This is a genomic window from Metallosphaera yellowstonensis MK1 (assembly GCF_000243315.1).
Taxonomy (GTDB): domain Archaea; phylum Thermoproteota; class Thermoprotei_A; order Sulfolobales; family Sulfolobaceae; genus Metallosphaera; species Metallosphaera yellowstonensis.
The window spans coordinates 268,385-292,932 of record NZ_JH597768.1; the positions used below are offsets into that span (position 1 = coordinate 268,385).

A 24,548-nucleotide genomic window follows, 5' to 3' on the forward strand; every position below is an offset into this window, starting at 1 on the left:
GTCCCAGGCCGAACTAGATGAGAACCTTTGGCACAAAACCTTTAACCCAGTCCTTAGTCAGTGAACAAGTTGGGCAACAGAAGTAAGTTGTACCACGTTGGTCTCTATAGGCGAGGTCTTAACTTCAAGGTTAGAAGGAAGCTCGCATTAAAGGTGGCAAGGAAGTGGAGAGAGTATGACCAAGGTAGGAAGAGGAGTTGGAGTAAAGCTATCCTGAGGCCATTTAGAATATAAGGTGACTGACGTTATACTATTAACATGAGGGAAATTCTAGGAGACTATGAACCTAGAGGGAGGACTATCCAGGGGGTAGGGAAGTTCATAGCCTTTGGGCTGGATGACCCCTTTCACATCACCACCGTGACTGGGCTCACCTTATATGGCGTAGGGAAGTTGATGGAGAGCAGAAGCGTGTACGGTCTGAGGAGAGCTAAGGTAGATATAGCTCTTTCCATGATGGAGCTAAGGAATGTGGTTCGGGAACTGACGTCGCTTAAAGTGTCCTGAGCCCCACAGGTCTTACTCCGTTGTTCTATAACTTAACTCATGGTGTAAGTTATAGAGAACTTACATCTGACACACAAATCGGAATTGAGGAGAGGGCCTCGCATAGGAAAAAGACAGATAGCTACTCGTGTAATACCGTTAGTTTAGAAAATCCCGGTGTACATCGTATTTAGGGATAAGAGTAAACATATCCTAGAACCTATTGAACTCCGCTCTAACCGTGAGGTAGGTTAAGTGCAAGGAGTAAGATGTCTTACGACGGAGAGCACACGTCTCTGCACATTCAAAAACTCCTAAACTGATACCCCCAAGCCCTTTATTCTTTATAAACAACCTTTGGGACGATTAATTAATATTTTTAGATGACGGAATCCGTTAAACTGCTCAGATGGAGTGTATTAGGGTAGCTCATGTGAGTAAGAGGTATGGAGAAGTAGTAGTACTAGATAACCTGAGTTTTGATATACCGTGTCAAGAGAGATATTCCCTACTGGGCCCTAACGGAGCTGGGAAGTCTACGACCATGAAAATCCTGGCAGGTCTAGCCAAACCTGACTCAGGTGAGGTGAAAATCATGGGGTGGGACCCTGAGTCCTTAGAAGCCAAGAGGGTGTTGGGTTACCTCCCTGAGGACGCTCTTCCCTATAGGAATCTCAGCGTCAGGGAGAACCTAGAATATATAGCGTCACTGAGAGAACTAAGCGACGGCGAGTACATGGTCGAAACTTTACTGGATCGATTAGGCTTGAGACAGTACGAGAGAGTTCAGGCGGGCAAACTCTCTAGGGGGAATCTCCAAAAGTTAGCCATAGCACTAGCCATAATTCATTCTCCTAAAGTTCTCCTCCTGGATGAGCCCCTAAACTATCTAGACATCCCCACCCAGGAGGAAGTTATTTCCCTCTTGAAAGAGATGAACTCTACGTTTTTGATCTCCACGCACATCATGTCCATTGCCCTCAGACTCACGGATAACGTTATTCTAATGAGTCACGGGAGGATCATATGGAGAGGTTCCATATCCGAATTGAAGCTGTTAGGCAAGGAGAATGAGCCCATAGAGAGCGTAGTAGCGAGGATGATGAGGGGTGCTGGGTAAATTAATCAAGTTTGTCCTCCTCACCAGGTTCACCAAGAGGCTCCTGTTGATAAACCTGGTCTCCCTTCTCTTAGTCTATTCCCTAGGCGGAGGAGCCAAGGTACTTCCTCAACTTTTCATCTGGTATGCGTCCATAGTGTTTCTTGTCATCACGCTCACCGGAGGATTCGTAGTACTCAAGTCAGATGTTGACTTCCTCTTCGTACTTCCCATAAGGAGATCCTACATGGTCTTTTCGTTGTTTCTGTCTATGTTCGTGGCTTATGGTCTTCTTCTACTATATCTAGGTATTCTGGAATTAAATCTGATCCCCCTCACATTCTTCGTCTTGAACCTGAGTCTCCTCTCGGTCCTCGCAGCCTCGACCGCAGCCATAGCATCGTCGTTATCTGGTTGGAAGAGATGGGCCTTCTCGTCCAGTTTAGCCTTACTAAACCTCTCTTCATTGATGGGGTTTCCCTTGTCTCCCCTTGGTGCATTTCATGGACTCTTAGTGCCAGGTACAGTCTCGCTCTCCTTCCTGACCCTCGTGTTTCTCTTCCTAGCATACAGGACGCTATCTAATGTACACCTACTCTACGGTAAGAGCGGGAATCTTGTAGTTAAGAGACCCGTCAACTTCAACGGAAAAGATGCGTTCCTAGCGGTTATGTTGAGAGCATTATCATTCATAGATATAGGAGGGAGGATGAATGTTGCTGGGAGTGTTGGATTCAGAGTCCTTAGGGTCAACGTAATCCAGGCCTTGGGATTCTCCACCGCCATCTCTGTAGTGTACTTCCTATTGGTGAAAACCCTACATCTGACTTCCTTCCATTCGCTAATCATAATTTACTCGATTGCCGCAGAGTATTCGCTTCTCGTCCTCATGTCTCAGGCAATGTTCATGCATGAGCCTATCTGGCTGAGTTTTGGGGTGATGGAACCGTGGAGATTCGCCAGATACTATCTGCTAGGTAAGGCTACGTCGGTAGAGCTCATCCTACTCCCTTTCGCAGTGGTTAACCTGTTGAATCCAGAGACTTGGGGGGTTTCATTGGTAACCCTCATCGTATCACCCTTCGCCCTCATATATCTGGCCTCAATCACAGCCAGGATAAACCCCGTTCAAATAAGGGATGAATTGAGCGTCCCTGCCCCCTTCAGCTCCAGACAGTACTTCACCGCTATAGCCTCTTTCCCTGTGATGTTAGTTATGATAATGGGAGCCTATTCCCCCACTCTCTTGGGAGTAAACCAAGTTCAAGTCATACCGTATCTGTTGGTCGCGGACCTCTTCATGGGCGTCCCCTTTTTGATCTCTAAAAGTTTCTGGAGAGGCGTCCAAGCGGTGATGATAGAGAGGGGTTTCACGTGAAGGTATACTAACGAATGAACAAAACATATTAATAATTTGGAGAACTTTCTACAATGAACCTGAATGAGCTCCTCATTGTAATAAGCGTTCTAGTGTCCTTATGGAGCGTTTACAATTCCTCTCTCGCATTGATAGGTCTGTCATGGAGACCTTCCGAGAGGAAGTCCCACACAGGTCCGTCTTTTAGTCTCTTAATTCCAGCTCGAAACGAGGGAAAAGTCTTGGGAAGACTTTTGGAGAGATTAGTGAACCAAGAATACGACAGATCTAAGTATGAGGTCATTGTAGTTGAGGACGGCTCTACCGATGATACGCTTCAAGTGTGCCAAAACTTTTCAAAGATGTATACAACGGTGAAGTGCATTCATCTAGAGCCTGCATCTGTTCCAAACGGAAAGAGCAGGGCGTTGAATTACGCCCTTTCTGAGGCCAAGGGTGACATAATAGGTGTCTTCGATGCCGACAGTGTACCTCGTCTGGACACTTTGGCCTATGTGGCTGGAAAATTTGACGCTAACCCAAGGATTGGAGCGGTCCAGGGGAGGCTAGTTCCCATCAACGTCCGTGAGAGTATCATAGCTAGGCTTGCCTCGCTGGAAGAACTATTCAATGAATACCTGATCTCTGGGAGAGCCAAGTTGGGATTCTTCGTTCCCCTAGAGGGGACGTGCAGCTTCGTCAGGAGAGACGTGATCCTTTCCCTAGGGGGTTGGAATGAACGTAGCCTCACCGAGGATCTGGACCTGAGTCTGAAGATAGCGTCTATGGATTACTTAATTGCCTACTCACCCTCAGTGATTAGCTGGAGAGAAGTACCTGTGAGCTTCTGGGGCTTAGTGAAACAACGATTGAGATGGTACAGGGGCCACATAGAGCTGGCCTTCCCCGTAGGTAGAATGAAGATCTCCTGGAGACTCATAGATGCTGGTCTCCTGATCGCCACACCAATATTCATGGCTTTAAGTGTTGCAAACTACTCTCTCGTATTCCTCTATCCTTCTCAGCTCCACCTCGTGGTCGCGGCCTTGGTATCATTGGCATCAATTTTGTCGTTCTTTCTCAGCCTCCTGATATCTAAGAGACACATGATAGAGACCGTTTACGTGATCCTCACTGCCGGATACATCAACTTGACCATTTTTCTCAACGTCCTGTCCATATTTATGGAGTTAGTAGGAATGCCGAAGACTTGGGTGAAGACGGAAAGGAGCGGAAAGGTCACTATTGAGTTGGGCAAGGGAGGCTGATTTCCCAAGAAAATCGTATTATTCTCCTTTTGAGTATATAAGCCTCGTGAGAATCAGGCCTGTTGTGATGACCATAGCTGGAAGCGACTCCGGTGGAGGGGCAGGATTACAGGCAGACCTAAAGACTTTCACCAGTCTGGGAGTTTTCGGTACAACAGTGATTACAGCTATTACAGCTCAAAACACATTTAAGGTATCCAAGGTGATGGAGCTCCCTCAAGACATCATAGAGGCTCAGTTCGACGCCGTCATGGAGGACTTCGATGTAAAGTTTGCCAAAACGGGGGTTCTCCCATCGCCTAAAGTTATAGAGGTAGTGGAACGGAAGCTTGGGCAGTATAACATAGGGCTTGTCCTTGACCCTGTTATGTTTTCCAAGTCTGGTTATCCACTGATCGGAGAAGATGCTATGAAAGGCCTATCGAGACTGTTAGGGAGGGCCCTCATAATAACGCCTAACAGGATGGAAGCCGAGAGGTTATCTGGGATGAAAATTAACTCAAAGGATGACCTCAAGAGATGCGCTTTGCATCTGAACAAGTTGACCTCCACTAACGTAATAGTTAAGGGAGGAAGGGCCTTGGGTGGCTTCGACGTCGCAGTGATCGACAATCAACTCTTAGAGCTGGAGGGTGAGAGTGTCAATACGGACAACCTTCACGGTAGCGGAGATGTCTTCTCTGCAGCCATAACTGCCTACCTATCTAAGGGTCTCAGTCTGAGGAAAGCAGTAATAGAAGCCAAACACTTCGTTACTCAGGCAATAAAGTTCTCCCTTCCCCTCGGAAAGGGAAAGGGACCAGTAGATCCCTTTGCGTTCCCTGAAAAGGTAATAAGAATGGAGCAGGCTAGGGAGGAGCTCGAGAAACTAGTAATGTTCTTGGAGAAGAGAATATCTTTGGTGAAAGCCCTCCTCAACCAGGACGAAAAGATGAACATCGGCTTCGTCACAGAGTACGGTGATTCCGCAACTTTAGCAGGTGGGATAATGAGATATCTGGACTGGATAAAAGTGGATGGACCCATCGTGGTTAACATGCATGAGAACTTAGTGATAAGAGGCCTCAGGGTCACAGGTAAGAGGATAGGAATATCCGCTTCTCTCACCGATGCTCTCTTGAGGGCATCCGAGAAGGGAAAGCTGAAGATATCCGAGAGTGGGATCTATGGTAACTTGTTACTAATGGAGGGAAGGGGAATAATAGTGGCTGATTCCCTTGAGGAACTTACTAACTTGCTGGAGGGTATAGAAATTGATTAACGTTGTTGGGAGTTATAACGTAGACCTCACCCTTAAGGTGAGTAAGTTCCCAATTCCTGGTGAGACCGTTTTCGTGGACGAGTTCATGACTGGACATGGAGGTAAAGGATCCAACCAGGCAGTCTCAGCTGCGCGATTAAGAAGTAAAGTCAAGTTTGTGGGGGCCGTGGGGAGAGACCATCATGGCGACAGGGCCATGGAATTCCTGAAAGAGGAGGGAGTTGATACTAGATGCGTGAAAAGAAAGGATGCCCCAACGGGGACAGCATATATAATCCTTGATGGAAATGGGGAGACCATCATAATGGTCAACAGAGGGGCCAATTATCTCTTGGCCCCTAACGACATCGAAGGATGCATGGACGGAGATATTCTGCTAACTCAGATGGAGATCAGAGAAGAAGTGGTGAAGACGGCCCTCTCTACCTTCCCTGGGCTTAGAATACTCAACCCAGCTCCGGCCGTGATAACCGACCAAAACCTTCTCAGCTACGTGGATATCCTTACCCCCAACGAAGTGGAGTTCAAGGAGATAAGTAACTCAGATGATTTGAGCCACGGAGCTGAAGTCCTCCTGAAAAGGGTAAAAAAGGCAATCATAGTAACTCTCGGGGAACACGGAGCCGTGATCTTCACTAAACACAGGAGTGTAAGGATACCAGCCCCCAAAGTTGATGCGATCGACACCACGGGAGCGGGCGACGTGTTTAACGCCGCCTTGGCCGTTTTTCTGGAGAAGGGTTACGACATAGAAGAGGCGGTGGAAAAGGCAAACATTATAGCTGCTGCATCTGTGAAAACTTATGGAGCCCTCGGTCCAAGGTGGGAAGAGGTTGAGGACCTCCTCAAGGAGGACTAAGGAAATGAAGGGCTGTCCAGGGCTCTGTGACCTTCAGGACGTTGAGGAAAGGGGAGACATTTGAGAGTCATTCTACTGGGAACGGGAGCTGGGAGCACGGTTGGGAGCAGCAGGTTCAAATCGGGAGTGTTGGTTGAGAGCGGAGAGGACAAAGTACTGTTGGATTTCGGCTCTGGGGTAAGTATGCGATTGGAGGACATGAACAAGATTCCACGCGCAGTTTTCATCACTCATCTGCACGTAGATCACTTCTCTGGGATTTTCGATCATTTAGTACAGAGGGCGATTCAAGGTCTTCCAGATATAAGGGTTTATTCTCCCCCGGGTTTTCTGGAGGTACTCTCAAGCTACAAGAGAGCTGGAAATCAGATATCGGCAGAGGTTAGAGAGGACGGACTTCCCCAGGGAGGTGAGGGAGAGTTGGAGGTCTACTCCGTGGGAGCTTGTCACAAAATCTACGCTGTCTCATACATCATCACCGATGGGAGAAAGAGGATCCTATACTCTGGGGACACGTCAGAACCGTGTGAGGATGTGTTGAGGGAGTCTAGAAAGGTAGACTTGGTAATACACGAAGCTAGCTGTCTGGAGAACTGCAAGCAATGGGGTCACACGTCTTTGAAGGAAGTATTGGAAATGTTCAATAAACCCGTGATCACTCACATACCTGCACAGCTTTCTAAGAAATTTGAAGAGTTGACTGGAGACAGGGGTATACTAGCGAAGGACGGGTTGGTCATAGATGTGTAGGTTCGTAGCTTTCAGAGCTGAGGGAGAGGTGGATCCAAACGTCCTCGAATCCCTGATTAAGGCCTCTGATAAGGATCCCTATTCCAGTTTCGGATCCCATCCTGACGGTTGGGGATTCGTGATCTATTTTAGGGACGATGGATGGTCTAAAATTTATTATACTTCTCGGAAACCTATTTTCAAGGACCCCAACGTAAAATTCCTGAGTTCCATAAGGGGGGACGAGCTAGTAGGAATTATTCACGCCCGGAGAAGCTCTAAAAAGTTCCTGTTGGGTCCGTCCCACGCCCACCCCTATTTCCTCAGGGCGGGGCCCTATGAACTCTTCCTAGCCCACAACGGATCCATTAGTAGAGTTGGATTCACCGAACCCAATCTCCCATATACCGACAGTTTCGTCATGCTTATGGAGGTGGCCAAGAGAGTTCAAGAAGGAATGGATCCAGTCGAGTCATACTCCAGGGTAACCAAGGAGTTAAGACAATGGAGTACCAGCCTCAACTCTTCGCTCCTATTTTACGGGGAGGGAGTGGGCCCCAGCCTATATGTTTACTATTACTATAACAAGGAAAAGATGAGGGAGAAGGAGGAGTACTACAGACTCTACAGGAGTGGGGGATATATTTTCTCATCCTCAGTTAATTATTACTTAAGAGGTATTGGGAGGGAGTTACCTTACGATGAACTGACCGAATTGTAATAGAATTTCATTTTTCCCTTTGAGCTAATCTCCTGGTAAGGAAAGTCAGGGGCATTCAGGTCTCCATTGCAATTTCATTTTGTTTCAGTAGCTTAAGCGTAATAATTGATCATACGTGGTCGGGGCGACTTCTTCTCTGCCTCATTGACGTGGCAGGTTACATTCAACTAATCCTACATAGAATTAGCCTAATTTAAGAGAGATATTAGAATTCGCAATGGAGCCCTGAATGGCCTGGAAGTCACCTCAACCTCCTCTTTTATAAGGTCAGTGGAGAATCATATTATATGAAAGAGCGACTAATAGAGGCTAAGATAGTAGACTTCGGAAAACTCAAGGAAATTTACAGTGACATAGTCTATTACATCCAATACACTAAAGCATTAGAGAGAACTGGAGCCAAGGAGAAGCCCAATCCTCCCCCCTCACTTAGGGGACTCAGTTTACTATATAGTAAGCTTAGGATAGGACCGTTGAAGGTGGTGAACACGGGGAACCTCTTTAAACTGGAGAAAGTTGACGCCAAAGTCTCCTCAGATCAAGGAGGACAACCGGCCTATGCCATAGTGGACTTCTCCGATGGAATTAAGGTCTATTTGGCTTACGTGACTGAGGATCCAATAGTAGGAGTTGACCTGGGAATAAGACACCTCTTCACAGTAGTTGCCATACTGGACGGTGGAAAGGTCTTCAGGACCAAATACATAGGGAATGGATCACTGATTGAAACGTTCACGAAATACATGGGGGAGGGGCAGGGATTATCCTATATCGCCGAGATCAGGAGTAAGGTGAGAGGAGCTGTAAAGGAATTAGCTGACTTCATGGAGGAGGTGAGTCCCAAGGTGGTGGCGCTGGAGGATCTGAGGTATTATGAAGCTAGAATAGGGAAAGGATTGAGATTGGTTGAAGACCTCTTGGAAAAGGAGTTCATAGAGAGGGGAATAAGGTTCAAGAGGCTCGACCCACATAACACTTCCAGGATATGTTCCAGATGCGGTTACAAGAAGGGTGAAATTTTAGGCTCAATCTTCGTTTGCCCTGCGTGTGGTTATAAGGTGGACAGGGACTTCAACGCTGCATACAACCTCGCCATGAAATGCTATTACACCTGCTAGCTTAGTTTTTTATGAGAAGTCTGGGAACAGTTTTACTATGAATTATGAAGTGAGGATGAAACGTCTCAAGGAGATGATGTCGCAGAGGCGTATTGACGCAGTGATCCTGGGGCCCACTAGTAACATGTTCTATCTCACTGGGTTCAGGGAGGAACAGATGGAGAGACCACTCCTACTGGTTGTGGGTGAAGAGGACTTTGTCTTAGCTCCCAAGATATATGAGGAACAGCTCTCAACCGTGGGGTTGGAGATTCGATCCTACAGGGATGGGGAAGATCCTTACTCACTCATGAGACTTAAAAAGGGATCGTCCATAGCCATAGATGATCAACTGTGGTCACTATTTCTCGTCGAGATCCTCAATAGATTTCTACCCTCCAACATCAGTCCTGCCTCCGTAATAATGAAGGAGTTGAGAGAGGTGAAGGACGAAGAGGAGATAAGGGCCTTGAGGAGCGGGTTGTCAATAGCCGAGAAGTCCTTCTTGGAGTTCACGGATAAGGTCAAGGAGGGAGAGAACGAGTGCAGATTAGCCAGAGAATTGGAATGGTTGTTCATTGAGAATGGTGCTGAGGGGACTTCGTTCAGTCCCATCCTGACTTCCGGACCCAACACCTCAATGCCTCACCTGAGATGCACCTCCAGAAAAGTAAAGAGGGGGGATGTTATAATAGCAGATTTTGGAATAAAATTTAAAGGTTATTCCACAGATACGACGCGTGTGTTGACTTTAGGTCCTCCTTCTGAGGATGTCAAACGCATCTGGTCCATAGTGGTTGAGGCCATAGCAGAAGCTGAGAGCTCGACGTTAGGATCAACGGGCAAGGACATAGACTGGAGGGCCCGAAAGGTGATATCTTCCAAGGGATTCGGGGAAAATTTCATTCATAGAACCGGTCACGGTATAGGAATAGACGTACATGAGGATCCCTACATAGCTCCTGATAACTTGGTTGAGGTGAAGAGAGGTAGCACGTTCACCATAGAGCCTGGAATATACCTTCCTGGAAAGTTTGGAATCAGGGTCGAGGAAATGGCAGTCATGAGGGACAAGGTAGAGATTCTCACCCAGTTGAGCAGGGAGATCTTCACAGTTTGACGTCAAGAACCGATCTCTTCAAGATTGTCACACCCTCCTTGATCTCCTCCGCAGTAGGGATAGTAACGCTCAGCCGAGCCATGGTATCTCCCCCACGTAGGAAGAAGGCCTTAGCTTTCACAAAGCTCAGCCCGTCCTTTGTGGCTACCTCGAAAACTCTCTCAGCATCGGTTCTTAAGTCCACCAGTGCAAAGAAGCCGCATTTAGGTGGATTGAACTTGAAGATACCAGCGTCATCCAGGGACTCGGTGAGAATCTTCATCTTCTCTGAATAATGCATCGCGAGAGTAGTCATCCTTTTTGAAACTAGACCTCTCCTGAGGAGGTTAGCTACTACGTACTGATTTATAGTAGAGGTGGAGAAGTCCAATTGCTCCAATAAGCTGAGCTTCTCTGCGATTTCACCTTTAGCTACTATGAAACCCACCCTCAGCCCCGGGGCAATTATTTTACTGAAGCTACTAACATATATGACCCTCCCCTCTCTGTCAAACGATTTTATGGGAGGTGGAACGCAACCTGCTATCGGTCTGTAAGGATCGTCCTCAACTACGTAGAAGTCCCTCGCACTGGCCAGCTCCACGAGTGCTTTTCTTCTTTCGTATGACATATTTACACCAGCCGGATTGTGACAGTTGGGAATCACATATACCAGCTTGGGCCTCACTATCTTCGTTATCCTCTCCAGGGAACTAACGTCCATTCCCTCAGAGTCTAGATCTATGGGTAGAGTTACGTTCGACCTCAATTTCATTGCCATGAACGTCTCCACAAAGGTAGGGTTTTCCACGGCAACGACATCGTTGTCCAGAAAGTACTTAGAAATGAGCTCTATGGCATGCTGGGCCCCGCTGGTTACAACTATCTTATCTTCCTTATCGAGACTGAGGTTCAGCGATGGAACGAACCTCCTTATCTCTTCTATTAGCTCCGGTTGACCTCCTGCACCTGGATAGAACAGGGACCTGGGTCCTTTCTCCTGAAGTACCTCCTCATACGCGTTCTTTATCTCCTCAATTGGTATTACTCTAGGATCTGGAGTTCCGCTGGCCATATTTATCCTCACTTTGCCCCCGACGCGAGAGCCCAACTCCACGGGGGAAAGGTCTATCTCCCTTCCTATCCTCGATACCATCGACCGCTCACCTTTATCTCCTTCCCAAGGCCTCTCTTCCGGGCCAATTCATAGAGTTTGCCCATGACAACAACGTCTTCCAGGCCTATGCCTACTGACTTGAAGACGGTGATCCCTGACCTGGGCCTTGGATTTCTCTTTCCGGTAACCACCTCGGAGAACTTCACGACCTTATCCCAATCCAGCATGTTCATCTTGTTAGCCAAGATCAGGTCCCCAGCCTCCTCCTTGGCCTGCTGTATGTCCTCCACGGAGATGGTCTGTGATGCCCTCAGGACATCAGGGAAGAGTTCAATCCTCTCAGACAAATTGGAACCCATAGCGTTGACGTGAGAGTCTGGCTTCAAGTACTCCAACTTAAGGAAAGGAGTTGTGGAAGTGGTAATGGTAACTACGACGTCCGCCATGGAAGCGAGCTCTTTAACCGATGTGGCCATCTTGATCTGAACCCCCATGGATCTCAGGATTTCTGATGCCTTAGTCTCCCTCTCCTTAGTTCTCGTGTAACCCCACAGTTTCACTCCCTTCATTGCCCAAAAGGCCTCGGCCTGAGCTATGCCTTGTTTCCCTAAACCTATGATGCCTACCTCTGAGTAGTTCCTCTTCATTAGGTCTGCAGCCAGAACTGAGAGTGCTCCTGTCCTAAGCAAGGACATCCTGTCAGCCTCAGTTAGCATGAGGAGCTCCCCCTCGGAAGAGAAGAGCAACGAGATGAAGTTTCCCCTGACGTAAGTCTTGAAGCCTATAAAGCCTTCATAGGCTCCAGCCTGATAAGTGAGGGTAACTCCCGAGAAGGCAGTTCTCACCCTCTTGGTATTCACAGCCTTCTTGTTATCTTCAAGAATGAAGCCTTCCCTTAGAGCTTCATATGCGTCTCTGAAGCTCAACAACTCATTTACGTTCTCTTCAGTCAGAAAGAGAGTCAATAGAGCCCTCATTTGATTTAGCCCCACGTCTTAAAAATCCACATGTTCACAAGAGTTCTCTTATGGAGCTTACTCCCAGGTTACAAGACATTTTGAACATGGTGAAAAACAAGGGGGAGATGGACTTAAGGGAGATCGCCCTGTTCCTGAAGGTTTCTCCGAAGACAGCCAAGGGATACGTGAGGGAATTGGTACGGCTGGGGTACATGGAAATGGACGAAAACGGAATCGTGAGACTAGTGGTGAAGAGTGAAGATCCTGTCCAGAAATTGACCAAACTTATGGAGATTCATGAGAGCGAGATCGCCATGCTTAAGAAAAGTCTCGAGGAGGTCAGGGAGGAACTGATGAAACTTAAGAGAAAACAGAAAGAGAGATGATTCGAAGATTTCAACTCGCTATGTTTTGAGTTCCAATGTCTTCCTTCATGGGAGTGAAACTACATGGAGCTTACTCCTCTGGACTGGGGAACCCGAGGCTTTGGAGGACAAATTTCACGTAACTTGTCGTCCTTAAGGGTAAGGTGGAGAGTGTTCGTTCCAGGAAACTCCGTTATCTTTGCCGTAGGGATGGTTAGAGGGGTTCGGGCTTCATTGAATTTTCATGAATTTGTATCCAATTCTCAGCCCTTGAGCTTCACCGGGGTCACGGGGAAACCCGTTACCCCTCCGCCCCCTTAACGGGGTAACCCCAACCCACCTACTCCCAGTGGGAGTGAGAAAGAGGTGGGGAAACCCGCACATCTTGAGGAAGATATTCAAGGATGCGTTCAGTTGCCTGTCCAGGGTGAACCCACACCTCTCATACCTGAAAGTCCTACCTTTCGGCAGCAGTTATGGGAATCTTAGGGAGGTAATACGAAGAAGTCGGTATTAGCGAGAAGTTTTTATTTTTCGACGTCGTCCTGCTGAAAAGGTGCGGAAAGGGACCGATCGAGTTGGCTAGGGAGAGGCTGGTCAAGGCGGTCAACAGGCTGGGCGTGGTGAGGAGGAAGGGGAGGAGCAGGAAGGTCGGGTTGGCGCTAGTCCTCATGGTCCTGGTGGGTGGGAGGGCCAGCGTGAGGAACGCGGCCGAGACGTTCGGGTTGGACTACGCAAACCTGCTGGAGACGTTGGGAGAACTCGACGACGCGTGGAGGGACTACCTGGAGGTCCTGTCAGACTGGTGAAGGGTCGGGTGGCCGTCATCATAGACGACACCGTGGACCACAACGCTCCAGGGGGAAGGACGTGAGCCCCTGAGAACTACTGGACCTACTGCCACACCCACGGGAGGTTCGAGAGGGGCGTGCAGCTCCTCACGGTCGCCGTAGTGGACCTAGGGCAGGACGTTCATGGTGGGGCTTTCCCCTACGCCGTGAGGAAGATGTTGGATTTGGGGATGGTCGCCGAGTTCAAGACCAAGATCGAGGTGGCGAGATGTTGGACGTGCTCAAGGAGCGCTTCCGGTAGCCAGGGTCGTCTTCGACCCCAGTACTGTCCGAGAAGCTCGTGAGGGACAACGTGGTGTCTGAGCCAAGTCCAACCGAGCTCAGGGTCGAGTCGGTCCAGGGGACCCTCGAGGAGGTGGAGGGACACCTCCGAGTGGGAGACCCTCGGAGTCTACTACGCCGACCTGACCCTGGGAGGCCGACCCATTACGGTAAAGTTGCTAGTCCGGGAATATAAACGTGACTCTGGGACACAGGCCAGGTGCCTCTACACCACCGACCTCTCGCTCAGCGAGGAAGTCGAGGAGGCCTGGAGGATGAGGTGGGAGATCGAGGACCTCCAAGGGACGTCAAGGCCCTGGGACTCCTCGTTCTGGAGGAGGGAGAGGCTTCAGGGGTACCTCACGATCTTCACCATCAGCAACGTCGTCAGGGAGCTGGTGGGGGAGCTGAACCTTAGGAGCGTGGAGGCGTTCCTCAGGTTCGTTGAACGTCATTTAGGCGGACCGCCGGGGCTGATGAAAATCTTTAAGTTACGTTAACGTCCCATAACTGCTGTAACTTGGTTCACTAAGTCGTCCTTTCGCTTGTTCGATACCCTAGCGTATAATGCCACTTTCCTCCTCTTGACAATACCCATCAATCTCTCTACGTCCTCCCTGAACCTCCACTTCCCGCTCTGCACCACTGGTTTAATGTAACCCTCCTTAACGTAGCTCTGCAACGTGCGGTAGGATATTCCCAGTTTTTGGCACACTTCCTTAGGTTTCAGCATCATAATTAAACTCACATACAAAGTATATAAACTTCACAGTTTATCTGAAACTGTTGACAACGGCTAGAAGTTATCCTGAAGTGATCACGTTCCATCATGATGCTCGCATCCTCCGTCTTAACCTAACGACGGAAATGATGTCTCGAAGATGAAAACACCTTCTCACGGGCTATTTAGGGCAGGGCACCTTTCAATCCCTTAAAACTCATGCAGAGTTGAAGTCTAATCTTCACCGCTTACTACACATTTTCCAGATTTCGTCCCCTATCCAGTGTATGCTAGTTGATACCTTCCCTTTTTTATTGGATAAAGCTTCTTGAACTTCCTGGGAGGCCCTCATAATAGCCACAGGAATCTCAGTTTTGGTTAGGACCAACAATAGCGTACCTGGAGTTATCTCACCAGAAGTCTCTACTACTCCAGGGGCGAAGAGATCTGCCCCTCTAGCCAGGGCCTTCACTGCCCCCTCGTCTACCTTCACCGTGGGAAGGGTCACCCTGTGCTCCTGTAGGAAACATAGTGTGGGTATCAAGTCTTCAGTGAAGAAAGAAAGTTTTCCGTCTAAATAGTAATAAATTAACTTCTTTTCTTTTCCTATTTCGACGTTCTCTGAGGACAGATCTACGCCGTATAGGGCCTTAATCCTTGAAAGGAACTCTTTCCTCTCCTTCTGGGAGAGGAGGTGCTTTTGCACTTTTACTTCACCAAATCCTCTGGGCTTACTGGCATCCTGTTTATGAACTTCTTAGTGCATTGTTGAAGTGCGCTGAGAATTGTAGGGGATCCCACTACGGCTCCAGCTTCGCCTATACCTTTGGATCCCAGAGGGTGGGGTGATAAGCCCAGCTGGAAATTCTTCCACTCCATCTTGGGTGACTCCACTGCTGTGGGAACTACATAGTCTCCCAGGGACGAGTTTTGCATTATGCCGTCAGCTATCACCACCTGCTCATACAGGGCCTGCCCTAGAGCCTGAACTACACCTCCGTGTATCTGACCTTCCGCTAAGAGGGGATTGATCACTTTGCCCACGTCATCTACGGCCAAATATTTCCTGACCTTTATCATTCCGGTCTCCCTGTCAATCTCAACCACGGCGAAGTGTATACCGTAGGGCGTAGTAGGTTTCCTCACTGGATACACTGAAGTCACGTCCAAGGAGATTCCGAACTTATACGCATTCTTGACGACCTCGTCAAACGATAGAGACTTACCCGTCTTCTTATGGACTACCTTACCCTCGAGGTATTCCACCTCCTCTACATCTGCCTCAAGGGCCTTAGCCCCAGCCTCGGTTAGCCTCTTCCTCAACTCTTGTGAGGCCAAAAGTACTGCTGATCCGCCTACAGTTAGGGTTCTACTCCCCCACGTACCTATCCCGTCCTCTATTACGTCCGTATCACCCCACTTCACTTCAACCTTCTCCATGGGTACCTCCAATGCCTCCGATGCTATCTGCGCGAAGGCCGTAGCATCCCCTTGGCCGTGAGGACCTGTTCCCGTAACTATTACCACTCTCCCGTCATACTTCACGTAGACTCTCGCGGTTTCCCAAGGTCCGAAACCTGTTATCTCCACGTACATAGAAAGCCCTAAACAGAGATTTTCCTTCTGAGCCTCAGCTTTCAGCTGTTGATAGTAGGGCTCTGCCGACTTAATGAGCCCTATATAATTACCAGAATCGTAGGTTATACCAAAGGCGTTCTGATAGGGCATCTCCTCGGGTCTTATGAGGTTTCTAGACCTAACTTCGAGTGGGTCTATTCCCAACTCTTGCGAAATCTGATCCATTATCCTCTCTATGAAGAAGGTAGCCTCTGGTCTCCCAGCTCCCCTGTACGAGGTAGTGGGAGTTAGATTGGTGTTGACAGCATAAGCTACAACCTGGGCATGCTTAATCCTATATGGTCCAGGGAGCATCCTGGCAGCGCTTATTACGTTGCCGCCGTCATCTTCGTTGGCCTCAGAATAGGGGGCACCGATATTCCCAACTATAGTGCCAACGAGCGACATTATTGTCCCGTCCCTCTTGACCCCGACTTTATACCTGAGTGCCTTGTCTCTACCGTGACCAGCACTCATCATCTCTTCGCTCCTAGTGGGGATCCACTTTAGAGGTACTCCCAGCTTAACTGAAAGAAAGCTCACAGCGTACTCCTCAGGTTGGAGAATAATCTTACTACCAAAGGCACCACCGACGTCTGGTTGGATGACCCTTATGTTAGTTAGGCCGAGATATTTGACTAAATTTCTCCTTAGATAATGGGCAGACTGGGTCGAGGACCAAACAGTGAGTTTCTGTCCGTCAAAGAAGCTGACTACCCCCCTAGTCTCCATGGGGACTGCCACAACCCTCTGGTTGTAAAGAGTTCCCTCCAATTGAACCTGGGACTCCTCTAAAACCTTATGAGGTTCTCCGGAGAGAAACTCTTTCTTGGAATAAACGTTGCTCTGTAATCCAGAGTAAACTTTGACTTCGTCCTTCAGGGCCTCCTCTGGGTCAAACACTGGAGATAAGGGTTCGTATTCGACCTCGACACTCTCTAGGAGATCATAGGCCTCGTATCTGTCCTTGGCTACTACAGCCGCTATCGGTTGACCTGCATACGTGACTTCAGTGGAGGGTATTGGAAAGTCCTTCCCAGGGTTAAAGTCCTTTCCTGTATAAACTTGAGGACCCCCCTTGACCTTTATCCTTGCGTGAGGATACTTAGACCTCAAGAAAGCCACGAACAACATCCCAGGAAGCTGAACGTCATCGACGTAAGTTCCCCTGCCTGTTATGAGGCGGGGATCCTCTATTCTCCTCACGGGTTGACCTATGTATTTCATGAACCTATCTATACGATCCTAATGAGATTTAAATTTTCTTAAGCCTCTCCCAAACGGTTGGATGGGTTGAGAGGATCGACCTCCCCTCGCCAGAACTCTCGTACTTCATGAGGAGATTAGAATAGGATTCCCTTCCTACTAGAGTAGTGGCATAGGAGTCTGCCTCGAACTCAAATCTCCTCGAAAGAAATCTCTGAAACAGGAAGGAGAAAAGGATGAGAAAGGCTCCAGCTAAATATCCCAAATACCCCAACGCCAATATAGCTGAGGAGATTAGCATTCCAGTTACGATGAAACCCTTGAGATGATGTTTTCTAGATATGTGACCCAACTCGTGAGCCACGGCAGCTAAAATCTCATCGTTGCTCTGGGCTAAGAGAGCTGAGGTAACTAAAATAGTCCCGCCAGGCAGGGAGAACGCGTTGACCGAAGAGCTCTCCTTCATCTTTATTTCAACCCTTCGGGCTGTCCCCTCTAGAATGGAATCGAGTCCCTCGACGTGAACTGTTCTATATCTTTTAACCCATCTGGGTACTATTACCCAGTACATAACGGCTATAATAACCAGGGACAGTAGAGCGAAAATAATGGTTTGCACAAACTGTATTATGCGGGTAGTACTATATTAACTTCTTGAAATTACCACTTCACTTTAAATCGTGCTGAGACAACATGTTGGTGAAATGAAGGCGATAGTTCTTGAGAACGGTAAACCTACGCTGAAAGAGGTTCCTATACCTAGACTAGCGGAAGGGGACGTCTTAGTCAAAATGAAGGCCTGTGGTCTATGCGGAACCGATATCGAGAAGATATGTGGACAATACACCGCATCGCAACCCATTTTGGGTCACGAGCCTGCAGGTGTAGTGGAGGAATCACTGTTTGAGGGAATAAGGCCTGGGGATAGGGTCTTTGCCCACCATCACGTCCCCTGCTATGAGTGTTATTATTGTAAGAACGGTAGTCCGACCATGTGTCCCTACTACAGGAAGACCAACCTTGATCCAGGAGGTTTCGCTGAGTACTTTAGGGTCCCAGCCTGGAACGTCAAGAGAGAAGGAATACTGAAGTTACCGGATCACGTTACCTTTGAGGAGGGATCCTTCATTGAACCCCTGGCCACTGTGGTGAGGGCTCAGAGGAGAGTACAGCTCAAGGCTGCCGAGTCCGTTCTCGTTGTGGGTGCAGGGCCCATGGGCTTACTCCATGTACTTAACGCTAAGTCCTTAGGGGTAGGGCAAGTGATGATATCTGACGTCTCCGAGTATAGGCTCTCCTTTGCGGAAAAGCTAGGTGTGACTGCAGCGTTAAACCCAACTAGACACAACGTAACAGAGGAGGTTAAGAGGCTAACTGACGGAAGGGGAGTGGACGTATCCATCATAGCCTCGGGTTCGCCCCAGGCAATACTTTCCGGTCTCTACTCCGTCAGGAGGGGAGGGAAGGTTTTGCTTTTCGGCGTGCCGTTTAAGGGAACTATTCTCCAATACGATGTTAGCGAGTTGCTCAACAACGAGATCTCCTTAATAAGTAGCAACGCTGCCGTTGAGGAGGACACAACTGAGGCCCTGAGGTTAATCTCCGAGGGTAGGATAAGGGTGAAGGAATTAGTATCGCACGTGTATGGCTTAGAACAGTTCCAGGAGGCCGTAAGGGTAGCCAAAGAGGGAAAGGCCATAAAGATAGTAATAACAGACTAGGATGAAGACGATGTATAGAACCAAAGTCATTTTGAAGAGAACGAGGGCTCTCTCCACGTCCATGGAAGTAGGAAGATTTCCTTCTCCCACAGAGTAGCTACCTTGTTTCTCAAGCCTCACTCCCAATATTCCCGCTGCTGCCCCTATCGGATATCTAGCGTTTACGCTCTCCACGGGGGATTCTTTCACGTACCTGAAAGCACCTGTGAAGTTCCCCCAGAGTAGGAACCCTGCAATTCCCATTAAGAGAACCGTGAGCCTCGCTGGAACATAATTAAGCAAAGTGTCGACCTTGGCGCTGAAATAACCCTCCTCCTTGAGTTCAGGAACCTTGTAGCCCACCATACTGTCCATCGTGTTGGCGAACCTCTGGATCAGGGCACCAGGCAGACCCAGTAACAAAAACCAGAAAATGGGTGAGGTTATTCCGTCCACTAAACTCTCAAAGAGGGACTCTATAGCTGCTGAAGCTATATGACCTTGGTCACTCTTACTGAGATCTCTCCTCACTATCTGTTGCACTAAACTCCTTGATCTCTCGTCCAAGGGCAATGATTCCCTCACTATTTTATAGAGCATTTTAATGGAGAAGGTGGTCTTGAGAACCAGTGTTAGGAGAAGGAACTTGACTATGACGTTAGGTACGAGGAGGGGGAGAAGACAAAGGGTGAAAACGGGGATCACAGACACGAACCACAATATAACCCCATGGAGTTTCCCCGCATAGGGTCTCACAAAGATGGAGGAGAGTCTCCCTACAGCGACTACTGGGTGGATGAAAGTTGGAGGTTCACCTATAGCTAAGTCAAGCGCTAGAGATGCAAGGAACACAAGAAACATGGGGCCTCAGTCATCAAGAGTATGGGGAAGCTTAAAGTGATCGCAGCTCCCGTTAGATCCCCAGAGGACCCACCGAGGAATCTCTTGCCCACGTAAAGGAATAGAGCGAGGATCACGGGAAAGATTAAGACGGATTGAATGCCAAAGAATGGAACTGACTGGAGGAGTAGAAAGGGCCAATTTCTCCTAAGCTTCTTATGAAACATGTTGCCCAACCTGCTTTCCTTCATGGGACTCATTAGTCCTAACACCAGTAGACCTAAAGATCTAGAGAGAACCTCTGCACTCATCAGGGAGAACAGTGTCATAAGGTTAAGACCACCTACACCATTCAGGGCAACAAACATGAGCGCTAAGTAGCACACCAGGAGTCCAATACCACCAGTCCCCACGGCCACGTCCCTGAGAGCCCTAAGTCTGTCCTCATGAGTCCCCCTGATCATGAGGGCGTCCCCCAAATCCAGCAATCCGTCTAAGTGATTGAAACCCCTTAACACCTCTATGAAGGGGAGGAGTAGGATTGGGTAAATTCGTCCCAGTGCCTCCTTGATCAGGAATAAGAACCCGAAGTCGAGAACACCGGAAGTGATCCCCACTACCACCGGAGCCAAGAAGGAGAACTCGGCTATCAACTCCAAGTCCGCCTGAACCGTGGGGATTATAGTGAAAAATGAGAGTTGTGCTAGAATCCCTTTTAATGCCCTCACAATGAACTTTCAGAGACATGGCAATAATAATATCTTCTAGCATGAGCGACTCTGGGAAATCGATCGTCACAGCTGCTCTAGTTAAGTTGTTGGGAGGGGTTCCCTTCAAGGCCCAGAACATGTCCCTCAACAGCTTTCCTTCCCATGATGGAGGTGAGATGGCGTTCATTCAGGCATTCCAAGCCATGGGGAGCGAGATTAGACCCGAGAGGTGGATGAATCCAGTCCTGCTCAAACCTTCAGGTAATGGGATAGAGGTTATCTTCATGGGAGAGTCCCTGGGCAATATGGACTCGAGAGAATACTATTCCACAGTTGAGCGTCTCTGGCCTAAGGTAAAGGAACGTATAACCGAGGACATGGTCATAGAGGCTGCAGGGGGTCTCGGGGAGCCCAATTTCTTAGAGCGAGACATTTCAGGGTACAAACTCATGGAGCTAGGGGTCCCCTCCATAATGGTCCTTGATATAGATAGGGGAGGAGCTTTCGCCTCCGCGTTTGGAATATATAACATGTTTCCAACCTCCCTAAGACCTCTGCTCAGGGGTTTCATTATAAACAAGTTCAGAGGTGATGAGAAGTTCTTGGAGCCAGCAGTAAGGTGGTTAGAGCAGAGGACAGGTATGAAATTCTTGGGAACTATCCCTTACGACGATAGGATTTCCAACATAGCGGAAGACTCCATGAACGTGAGAGACCTAGGGGAAGGAGAGATGGAAGTGGACGTAATAGCGGTACCTTACATGAGTAACTTCAATGAGTTCCAAGCCTTCCAGAAGTCTAACGCTCACGTTAGGTTCGTCAGGAGACCCTCCCAACTTAGTAAGGCAGACTTAGTTATACTCCCTGGAACTAGGAACACTAAGGCTGCCCTGTCCTGGCTAGTTGAGTCCGGTTTTGTGGGCATCCTTAAGAATAAGAGGGTCCTCGGCATCTGCGGTGGTTTCCAGATCATGGGTAGAAGACTCATTGATCCTTACGGACTAGAGGCGGGAGTTCCCAGTGACTACCAAGGTCTAGGGATCCTGCCCATAGAAGTCAAATTCAGGAAGACAAAGGTGGTAGCGAACAGCAAGGCGGTGTCCGACCTTGGAACATTTGAGGGTTATGAAATCAGGAGAGGGGAGATAATCTACTCAGAGGGAAGGCCACTCTTGACGATCACAGAAAGGAATGGAAATCTTGTCAGTGTGCCTGATGGAGCCGAGGACGGAGACTTCTTTGGTCTCAGCCTACACGGTTCCCTGTACTCCCAGGGAGGCCGGAAACTTTTGGAGGAAATCGGTTTGAAATTTTATGGCAAATCACTGGAAGAAGAGGTGAGGGAACAAGTGAACCTAATCGCGGAGATAGTTAGATCTAAGATTGATACGGAGACCATATGGAATATTTATACAGAAAGCAGGATAAGGGAGTAGAACAATAATGTTCTCTCCAGAAGCCTTCATTAGGGAGATGGAACCCCAAATAAGGCAAATAGTGGGTCAAGAAAAAGTTGTAGCAGCTGTCAGCGGAGGGGTCGACAGCACCACTGCAGCTGCGTTGATGTACAAGGTGCTGGGAGACAGAGTAGTACCAGTAATGATAGATACTGGGTTCCTGAGGGAAAGAGAGTCCGCGAGGGTTCAAGAAATGCTCAGGGACTTAATGCCCCTGAGGGTAGAGGATAGAAGCGAAGAGTTCATAGGTTCCTTAGAGGGCCTCTCTGACGCCGAGGAGAAGAGGAAGAAGTTCAGAGATCTCTTCTACACTACCATCTCCTCCATACTCAAGAGGGAGGGAGCCAAATTCTTAGTTCAAGGAACCATAGCTGCCGACTGGGTGGAGACGCAGGGCGGAATAAAGACACAGCACAATGTCCTAGTCCAGCTGGGCATAAACACGGAGAGCTTATGGGGATTCACTGTTGTGGAACCCTTAGCTGACCTCTATAAGAATGAAGTGAGGGAGTTGGCCCGATACCTAGGACTCCCTGAGGAGATCTCAGAGAGGCAACCATTTCCAGGTCCAGGACTCCTGGTCAGGGTTGTGGGAAGGGTATCTAGGGAGAAGCTGTTGGTGTGTAGGAGAGCTAACGAGATCGTGGAGAGAATGCTAAGACCGCTGAGACCATCCCAATACTTCGCGGCGGTATTCGAGAAACAAGGGGACGTGGAGGAAGGACTCTCGAGATCACTGGGGGATAGAATATTTGTCTACACGAATAGGGCTACCGGAGTTAAAGGTGACGTCAGGAGTTACGGAAGAATGGCATCGTTCAGTTTTGCAAGGGATTATGTAGTAGCCAGGGAGATGGCCAAGAAGATCACGAGCGGGGACTTCACGAGAGCCCTGATGAGAGTTGCGGAGGGTCAGGGAAAGTATACCATCGCAGTGAGGTCAGTACAGACTGAGGACTTCATGACTGCAGACATAACTGAGATGGATCCCAAGCTCCTTACAGAGGTAGCGAAGCTACTGATGAACATAGACGGTGTAGGGGAAGTGGTGTATGACGTCACAACGAAACCCCCAGCTACTATAGAGTTCGAGTGAAAGTTTAAACTCCCCTGGAGTACCAACGTCAACTTAAGAAAGTATTACGCCTTCATCAGTACGATAGATTCGAACTCAGGATCTATCTTCACATTAACTATCTTTGCCCCCTTGTTCTCCTCAGCCATGATGTCTTTCAATTGACCGTAAGTCTCAACGGTTATAGCCCCTAAGGAGTCTTCAAGTTGCTTATCTATTTCCACATACCTTCCTGACTTACCCAACGTAGGTATGTCAGCCTTGCTCGTGTCCAGATAGGTCGCTCCACCGTCGTTAAGGATTAGGAGGGTTCCCCTTAATGATCTCCCGGAGAGAAACAGGCTGAGGTTCTTCTGTACCCCTGCCAGATCTGTTATCCCCAAGGCCCTCTCGTCTCCTGACACCGCTATTCCCGCCACTCCCAATCCCTTCTCTAATATACTCTCACTCGTGTGCCAGACTGGGGCTTCAATAGGTAGCCTAATTATATCGAAGGTTGCCGAGGAAAGGTCAACGAAGTATTTAGAAAACTGGAATTGTTGTAGTAACCTGGTCACATCGTAAGGCCATAAACCTGTGTGAGGTTTCATGGTGAACACTCTCCTGGACGCACTTACGGTAGACCTTATTCCCCTGTCCTGTTTCTCTTTTATCTTCTGTTTCAACGCGTTAAGGAGTTCCTTCAGGAACAGCCCAGTGTCTGCCACTATGGGAACCTGAGGCATGACTACCTTCCCTATATCCTCGCCATCTACGTTGTTTTGCATCACGAAACCCTTGAACTTCATGGACCAGCCAGCCGTAGATAACTGAGGGAGTCTTGAACCTAATACTAGTATGGAGTCGGCCTCCAGGAATAATTTCGAGGCGACGTCCGTAGCGAAGGCTCCAAGTCCCTCTCCAGCGAAGAGGGGATGTGAGGCAGGGAAGACGCCCTTTCCTCTTATCGTGGTTATCACTGGCGCATCCAGCAGCTCAGCCAATTCTAATAGATCCTTGTGAGCATTGGCTGCCTTCACGCCATATCCCGCAACTATCACTGGAAGCTTGGAGCTAACCAAAACCTCAGCCACTTTGGCAACTGTATTCTTATCTGGAGTCTTCCTCTCTGGTTTCTGTTCAGCCGTAGATAGAGGATACGCCTTTAGCTTGAAGAGGTCTTCCGCAATCTCTACTAGTGCGGGTCTAGCTCTATTACTAAGGGCCTCTTTATATCCCTTCTCCACAGTGACCGTAATCTCTTCAATGCTCACGGCTCTCTCCCTGAACTTAGTGACGGGAAGAAGTGATTGGGATACATCGTCAGGTGTTCTCAGTTCCCCAACTCTAGCCCTCCCCACGTCCTTATGGGATCTAACCGTAGAGATTATGAGAAGGGGAACTGAGTCAGCGTAGGATTGGGCGACTACGCTCATCCCCTCCAGAGCCAGAGTTCCGGGGACTAAAAGTACTACACCTGCGTCCCCAACGTCCCTGGCGTAAGAGTCTGCTAGAATGAGGGCGTCCCTTCCGTTTAACGTGAGGTCGACCTGAACTTCGTATTGCTTTAATCTCTCTCGCAATACATCTGGAAGAGAGTGAGTGGAGAATATCCTCTTGACGCCTAACTCTTTCAGAACGTATGCTACTGCTTCATCCCCGCTCATCTCCCTGCCCACAGTCTCTTCCTTCCTCTTAGGCTGGCTCAAGACAC

Annotated in this window: 23 protein-coding genes and 3 pseudogenes; 16 read left to right on the forward strand and 10 right to left on the reverse strand. The window is 48.6% G+C overall.

From position 1 onward, the window contains the following. The first annotated feature begins 69 nt into the window (after positions 1 to 69). The 11 genes from METMK1DRAFT_RS17720 to METMK1DRAFT_RS08960 all read left to right on the forward strand — a co-directional run bounded on the left by METMK1DRAFT_RS17720 (position 70) and on the right by METMK1DRAFT_RS08960 (position 9,997). Positions 70 to 234, forward strand: coding sequence for a hypothetical protein (locus METMK1DRAFT_RS17720; protein ID WP_155812387.1), 165 nt, complete (start codon positions 70 to 72; stop codon positions 232 to 234). A 24-nt stretch (positions 235 to 258) separates the two neighbouring features. Further along, positions 259 to 507 (forward strand): hypothetical protein, encoded by a 249-nt coding sequence (locus METMK1DRAFT_RS08915; RefSeq protein WP_009073153.1) that lies wholly within the window; start codon positions 259 to 261, stop codon positions 505 to 507. A 388-nt stretch (positions 508 to 895) separates the two neighbouring features. Then, entirely contained in the window at positions 896 to 1,606 is a 711-nt protein-coding gene (locus tag METMK1DRAFT_RS08920; protein WP_009073155.1) for an ABC transporter ATP-binding protein, read from the forward strand. Beyond that, entirely contained in the window at positions 1,596 to 2,963 is a 1,368-nt protein-coding gene (locus METMK1DRAFT_RS08925) for a hypothetical protein (RefSeq protein WP_009073158.1), read from the forward strand. Before METMK1DRAFT_RS08920 ends, METMK1DRAFT_RS08925 begins: the two co-directional genes overlap by 11 nt. 53 nt (positions 2,964 to 3,016) lie before the next feature. Next, complete coding sequence (locus tag METMK1DRAFT_RS08930) at positions 3,017 to 4,210, forward strand: glycosyltransferase family 2 protein (RefSeq protein ID WP_009073161.1); 1,194 nt, start codon at positions 3,017 to 3,019, stop codon at positions 4,208 to 4,210. 46 nt (positions 4,211 to 4,256) lie between these two features. Then, complete coding sequence (gene thiD / locus METMK1DRAFT_RS08935) at positions 4,257 to 5,471, forward strand: bifunctional hydroxymethylpyrimidine kinase/phosphomethylpyrimidine kinase (RefSeq protein WP_009073163.1); 1,215 nt, start codon at positions 4,257 to 4,259, stop codon at positions 5,469 to 5,471. Continuing rightward, a complete protein-coding gene (locus METMK1DRAFT_RS08940; RefSeq protein ID WP_009073166.1) occupies positions 5,464 to 6,330 on the forward strand; it encodes a ribokinase in 867 nt (288 codons plus the stop codon). The genes thiD and METMK1DRAFT_RS08940 overlap by 8 nt, the downstream gene beginning before the upstream one ends. A 60-nt stretch (positions 6,331 to 6,390) precedes the next feature. Then, the gene (locus METMK1DRAFT_RS08945; protein ID WP_009073170.1) at positions 6,391 to 7,080 is read left to right on the forward strand and encodes an MBL fold metallo-hydrolase; all 690 of its coding nucleotides are present in this window, start codon (positions 6,391 to 6,393) and stop codon (positions 7,078 to 7,080) included. Beyond that, positions 7,073 to 7,780: a class II glutamine amidotransferase gene (locus METMK1DRAFT_RS08950; protein ID WP_009073173.1), complete on the forward strand. Its 708-nt coding sequence runs from the start codon at positions 7,073 to 7,075 to the stop codon at positions 7,778 to 7,780. Before METMK1DRAFT_RS08945 ends, METMK1DRAFT_RS08950 begins: the two co-directional genes overlap by 8 nt. Positions 7,781 to 8,067: 287 nt before the next feature. Beyond that, positions 8,068 to 8,898 (forward strand): zinc ribbon domain-containing protein, encoded by an 831-nt coding sequence (locus METMK1DRAFT_RS08955; protein ID WP_009073175.1) that lies wholly within the window; start codon positions 8,068 to 8,070, stop codon positions 8,896 to 8,898. A gap of 37 nt (positions 8,899 to 8,935) precedes the next feature. Next, a complete protein-coding gene (locus tag METMK1DRAFT_RS08960; RefSeq protein ID WP_009073177.1) occupies positions 8,936 to 9,997 on the forward strand; it encodes a M24 family metallopeptidase in 1,062 nt (353 codons plus the stop codon). Here METMK1DRAFT_RS08960 and METMK1DRAFT_RS08965 read toward each other — a convergent pair. Both METMK1DRAFT_RS08965 and METMK1DRAFT_RS08970 read right to left on the reverse strand, forming a co-directional pair. Next, entirely contained in the window at positions 9,987 to 11,132 is a 1,146-nt protein-coding gene (locus tag METMK1DRAFT_RS08965; protein WP_009073179.1) for an aminotransferase-like domain-containing protein, read from the reverse strand. The genes METMK1DRAFT_RS08960 and METMK1DRAFT_RS08965 overlap by 11 nt on opposite strands. Next, positions 11,117 to 12,070 carry an ornithine cyclodeaminase family protein gene (locus tag METMK1DRAFT_RS08970; protein ID WP_009073182.1) on the reverse strand — a complete coding sequence of 318 codons (954 nt, stop codon included), beginning with the start codon at positions 12,068 to 12,070 and terminating at the stop codon, positions 11,117 to 11,119. Before METMK1DRAFT_RS08970 ends, METMK1DRAFT_RS08965 begins: the two co-directional genes overlap by 16 nt. 50 nt (positions 12,071 to 12,120) lie before the next feature. Between METMK1DRAFT_RS08970 and sul12a the strand changes: the two genes are divergently transcribed. Further along, positions 12,121 to 12,438 carry a Sul12a family chromatin-organizing protein gene (gene sul12a / locus METMK1DRAFT_RS08975; protein ID WP_009073184.1) on the forward strand — a complete coding sequence of 106 codons (318 nt, stop codon included), beginning with the start codon at positions 12,121 to 12,123 and terminating at the stop codon, positions 12,436 to 12,438. Positions 12,439 to 12,648: 210 nt separating this feature from the next. Here the strand turns inward: sul12a and METMK1DRAFT_RS19125 are convergent. After that, positions 12,649 to 12,879: pseudogene (locus tag METMK1DRAFT_RS19125) on the reverse strand (transposase family protein); the annotation flags it as partial. A gap of 110 nt (positions 12,880 to 12,989) precedes the next feature. Between METMK1DRAFT_RS19125 and METMK1DRAFT_RS17725 the strand changes: the two are divergent. Further along, positions 12,990 to 14,029, forward strand: a pseudogene (locus METMK1DRAFT_RS17725) (IS701 family transposase). A 17-nt stretch (positions 14,030 to 14,046) separates the two neighbouring features. Here the strand turns inward: METMK1DRAFT_RS17725 and METMK1DRAFT_RS08990 are convergent. The 4 genes and pseudogenes from METMK1DRAFT_RS08990 to METMK1DRAFT_RS09005 all read right to left on the reverse strand — a co-directional run. After that, a pseudogene (locus METMK1DRAFT_RS08990) lies at positions 14,047 to 14,262 on the reverse strand (helix-turn-helix domain-containing protein); the annotation flags it as partial. A gap of 229 nt (positions 14,263 to 14,491) precedes the next feature. Then, entirely contained in the window at positions 14,492 to 14,956 is a 465-nt protein-coding gene (locus tag METMK1DRAFT_RS08995) for a DUF1947 domain-containing protein (protein WP_009073192.1), read from the reverse strand. Positions 14,957 to 14,958: 2 nt separating this feature from the next. After that, positions 14,959 to 17,094, reverse strand: coding sequence for a glyceraldehyde dehydrogenase subunit alpha (cutA, locus tag METMK1DRAFT_RS09000; RefSeq protein WP_009073194.1), 2,136 nt, complete (start codon positions 17,092 to 17,094; stop codon positions 14,959 to 14,961). Between the two features lie 28 nt (positions 17,095 to 17,122). Next, on the reverse strand, positions 17,123 to 17,692 hold the full coding sequence (locus METMK1DRAFT_RS09005) for a M48 family metalloprotease (RefSeq protein ID WP_009073196.1): 570 nt from the start codon (positions 17,690 to 17,692) through the stop codon (positions 17,123 to 17,125). An 85-nt stretch (positions 17,693 to 17,777) separates the two neighbouring features. On the opposite strand from METMK1DRAFT_RS09005, the gene METMK1DRAFT_RS09010 reads away from it, so the two are divergent. Then, positions 17,778 to 18,794: a zinc-dependent dehydrogenase gene (locus tag METMK1DRAFT_RS09010; RefSeq protein ID WP_009073198.1), complete on the forward strand. Its 1,017-nt coding sequence runs from the start codon at positions 17,778 to 17,780 to the stop codon at positions 18,792 to 18,794. On the opposite strand, the gene METMK1DRAFT_RS09015 is transcribed toward METMK1DRAFT_RS09010, so the two are convergent. Beyond that, complete coding sequence (locus tag METMK1DRAFT_RS09015; protein WP_009073200.1) at positions 18,723 to 19,634, reverse strand: cobalamin biosynthesis protein; 912 nt, start codon at positions 19,632 to 19,634, stop codon at positions 18,723 to 18,725. The genes METMK1DRAFT_RS09010 and METMK1DRAFT_RS09015 overlap by 72 nt on opposite strands. Further along, positions 19,607 to 20,341, reverse strand: coding sequence for an adenosylcobinamide-GDP ribazoletransferase (locus METMK1DRAFT_RS09020; RefSeq protein WP_009073202.1), 735 nt, complete (start codon positions 20,339 to 20,341; stop codon positions 19,607 to 19,609). Before METMK1DRAFT_RS09020 ends, METMK1DRAFT_RS09015 begins: the two co-directional genes overlap by 28 nt. Before the next feature lie 17 nt (positions 20,342 to 20,358). On the opposite strand from METMK1DRAFT_RS09020, the gene METMK1DRAFT_RS09025 reads away from it, so the two are divergent. Beyond that, the gene (locus METMK1DRAFT_RS09025) at positions 20,359 to 21,759 is read left to right on the forward strand and encodes a cobyric acid synthase (protein ID WP_009073205.1); all 1,401 of its coding nucleotides are present in this window, start codon (positions 20,359 to 20,361) and stop codon (positions 21,757 to 21,759) included. A gap of 7 nt (positions 21,760 to 21,766) precedes the next feature. Next, positions 21,767 to 22,876, forward strand: coding sequence for a GMP synthase (glutamine-hydrolyzing) (locus tag METMK1DRAFT_RS09030; RefSeq protein ID WP_009073208.1), 1,110 nt, complete (start codon positions 21,767 to 21,769; stop codon positions 22,874 to 22,876). 44 nt (positions 22,877 to 22,920) lie between these two features. Here the strand turns inward: METMK1DRAFT_RS09030 and METMK1DRAFT_RS09035 are convergent, their stop codons facing one another. After that, positions 22,921 to 24,543, reverse strand: coding sequence for a thiamine pyrophosphate-binding protein (locus tag METMK1DRAFT_RS09035; protein ID WP_009073210.1), 1,623 nt, complete (start codon positions 24,541 to 24,543; stop codon positions 22,921 to 22,923). Between the last annotated feature and the right edge of the window lie 5 nt (positions 24,544 to 24,548).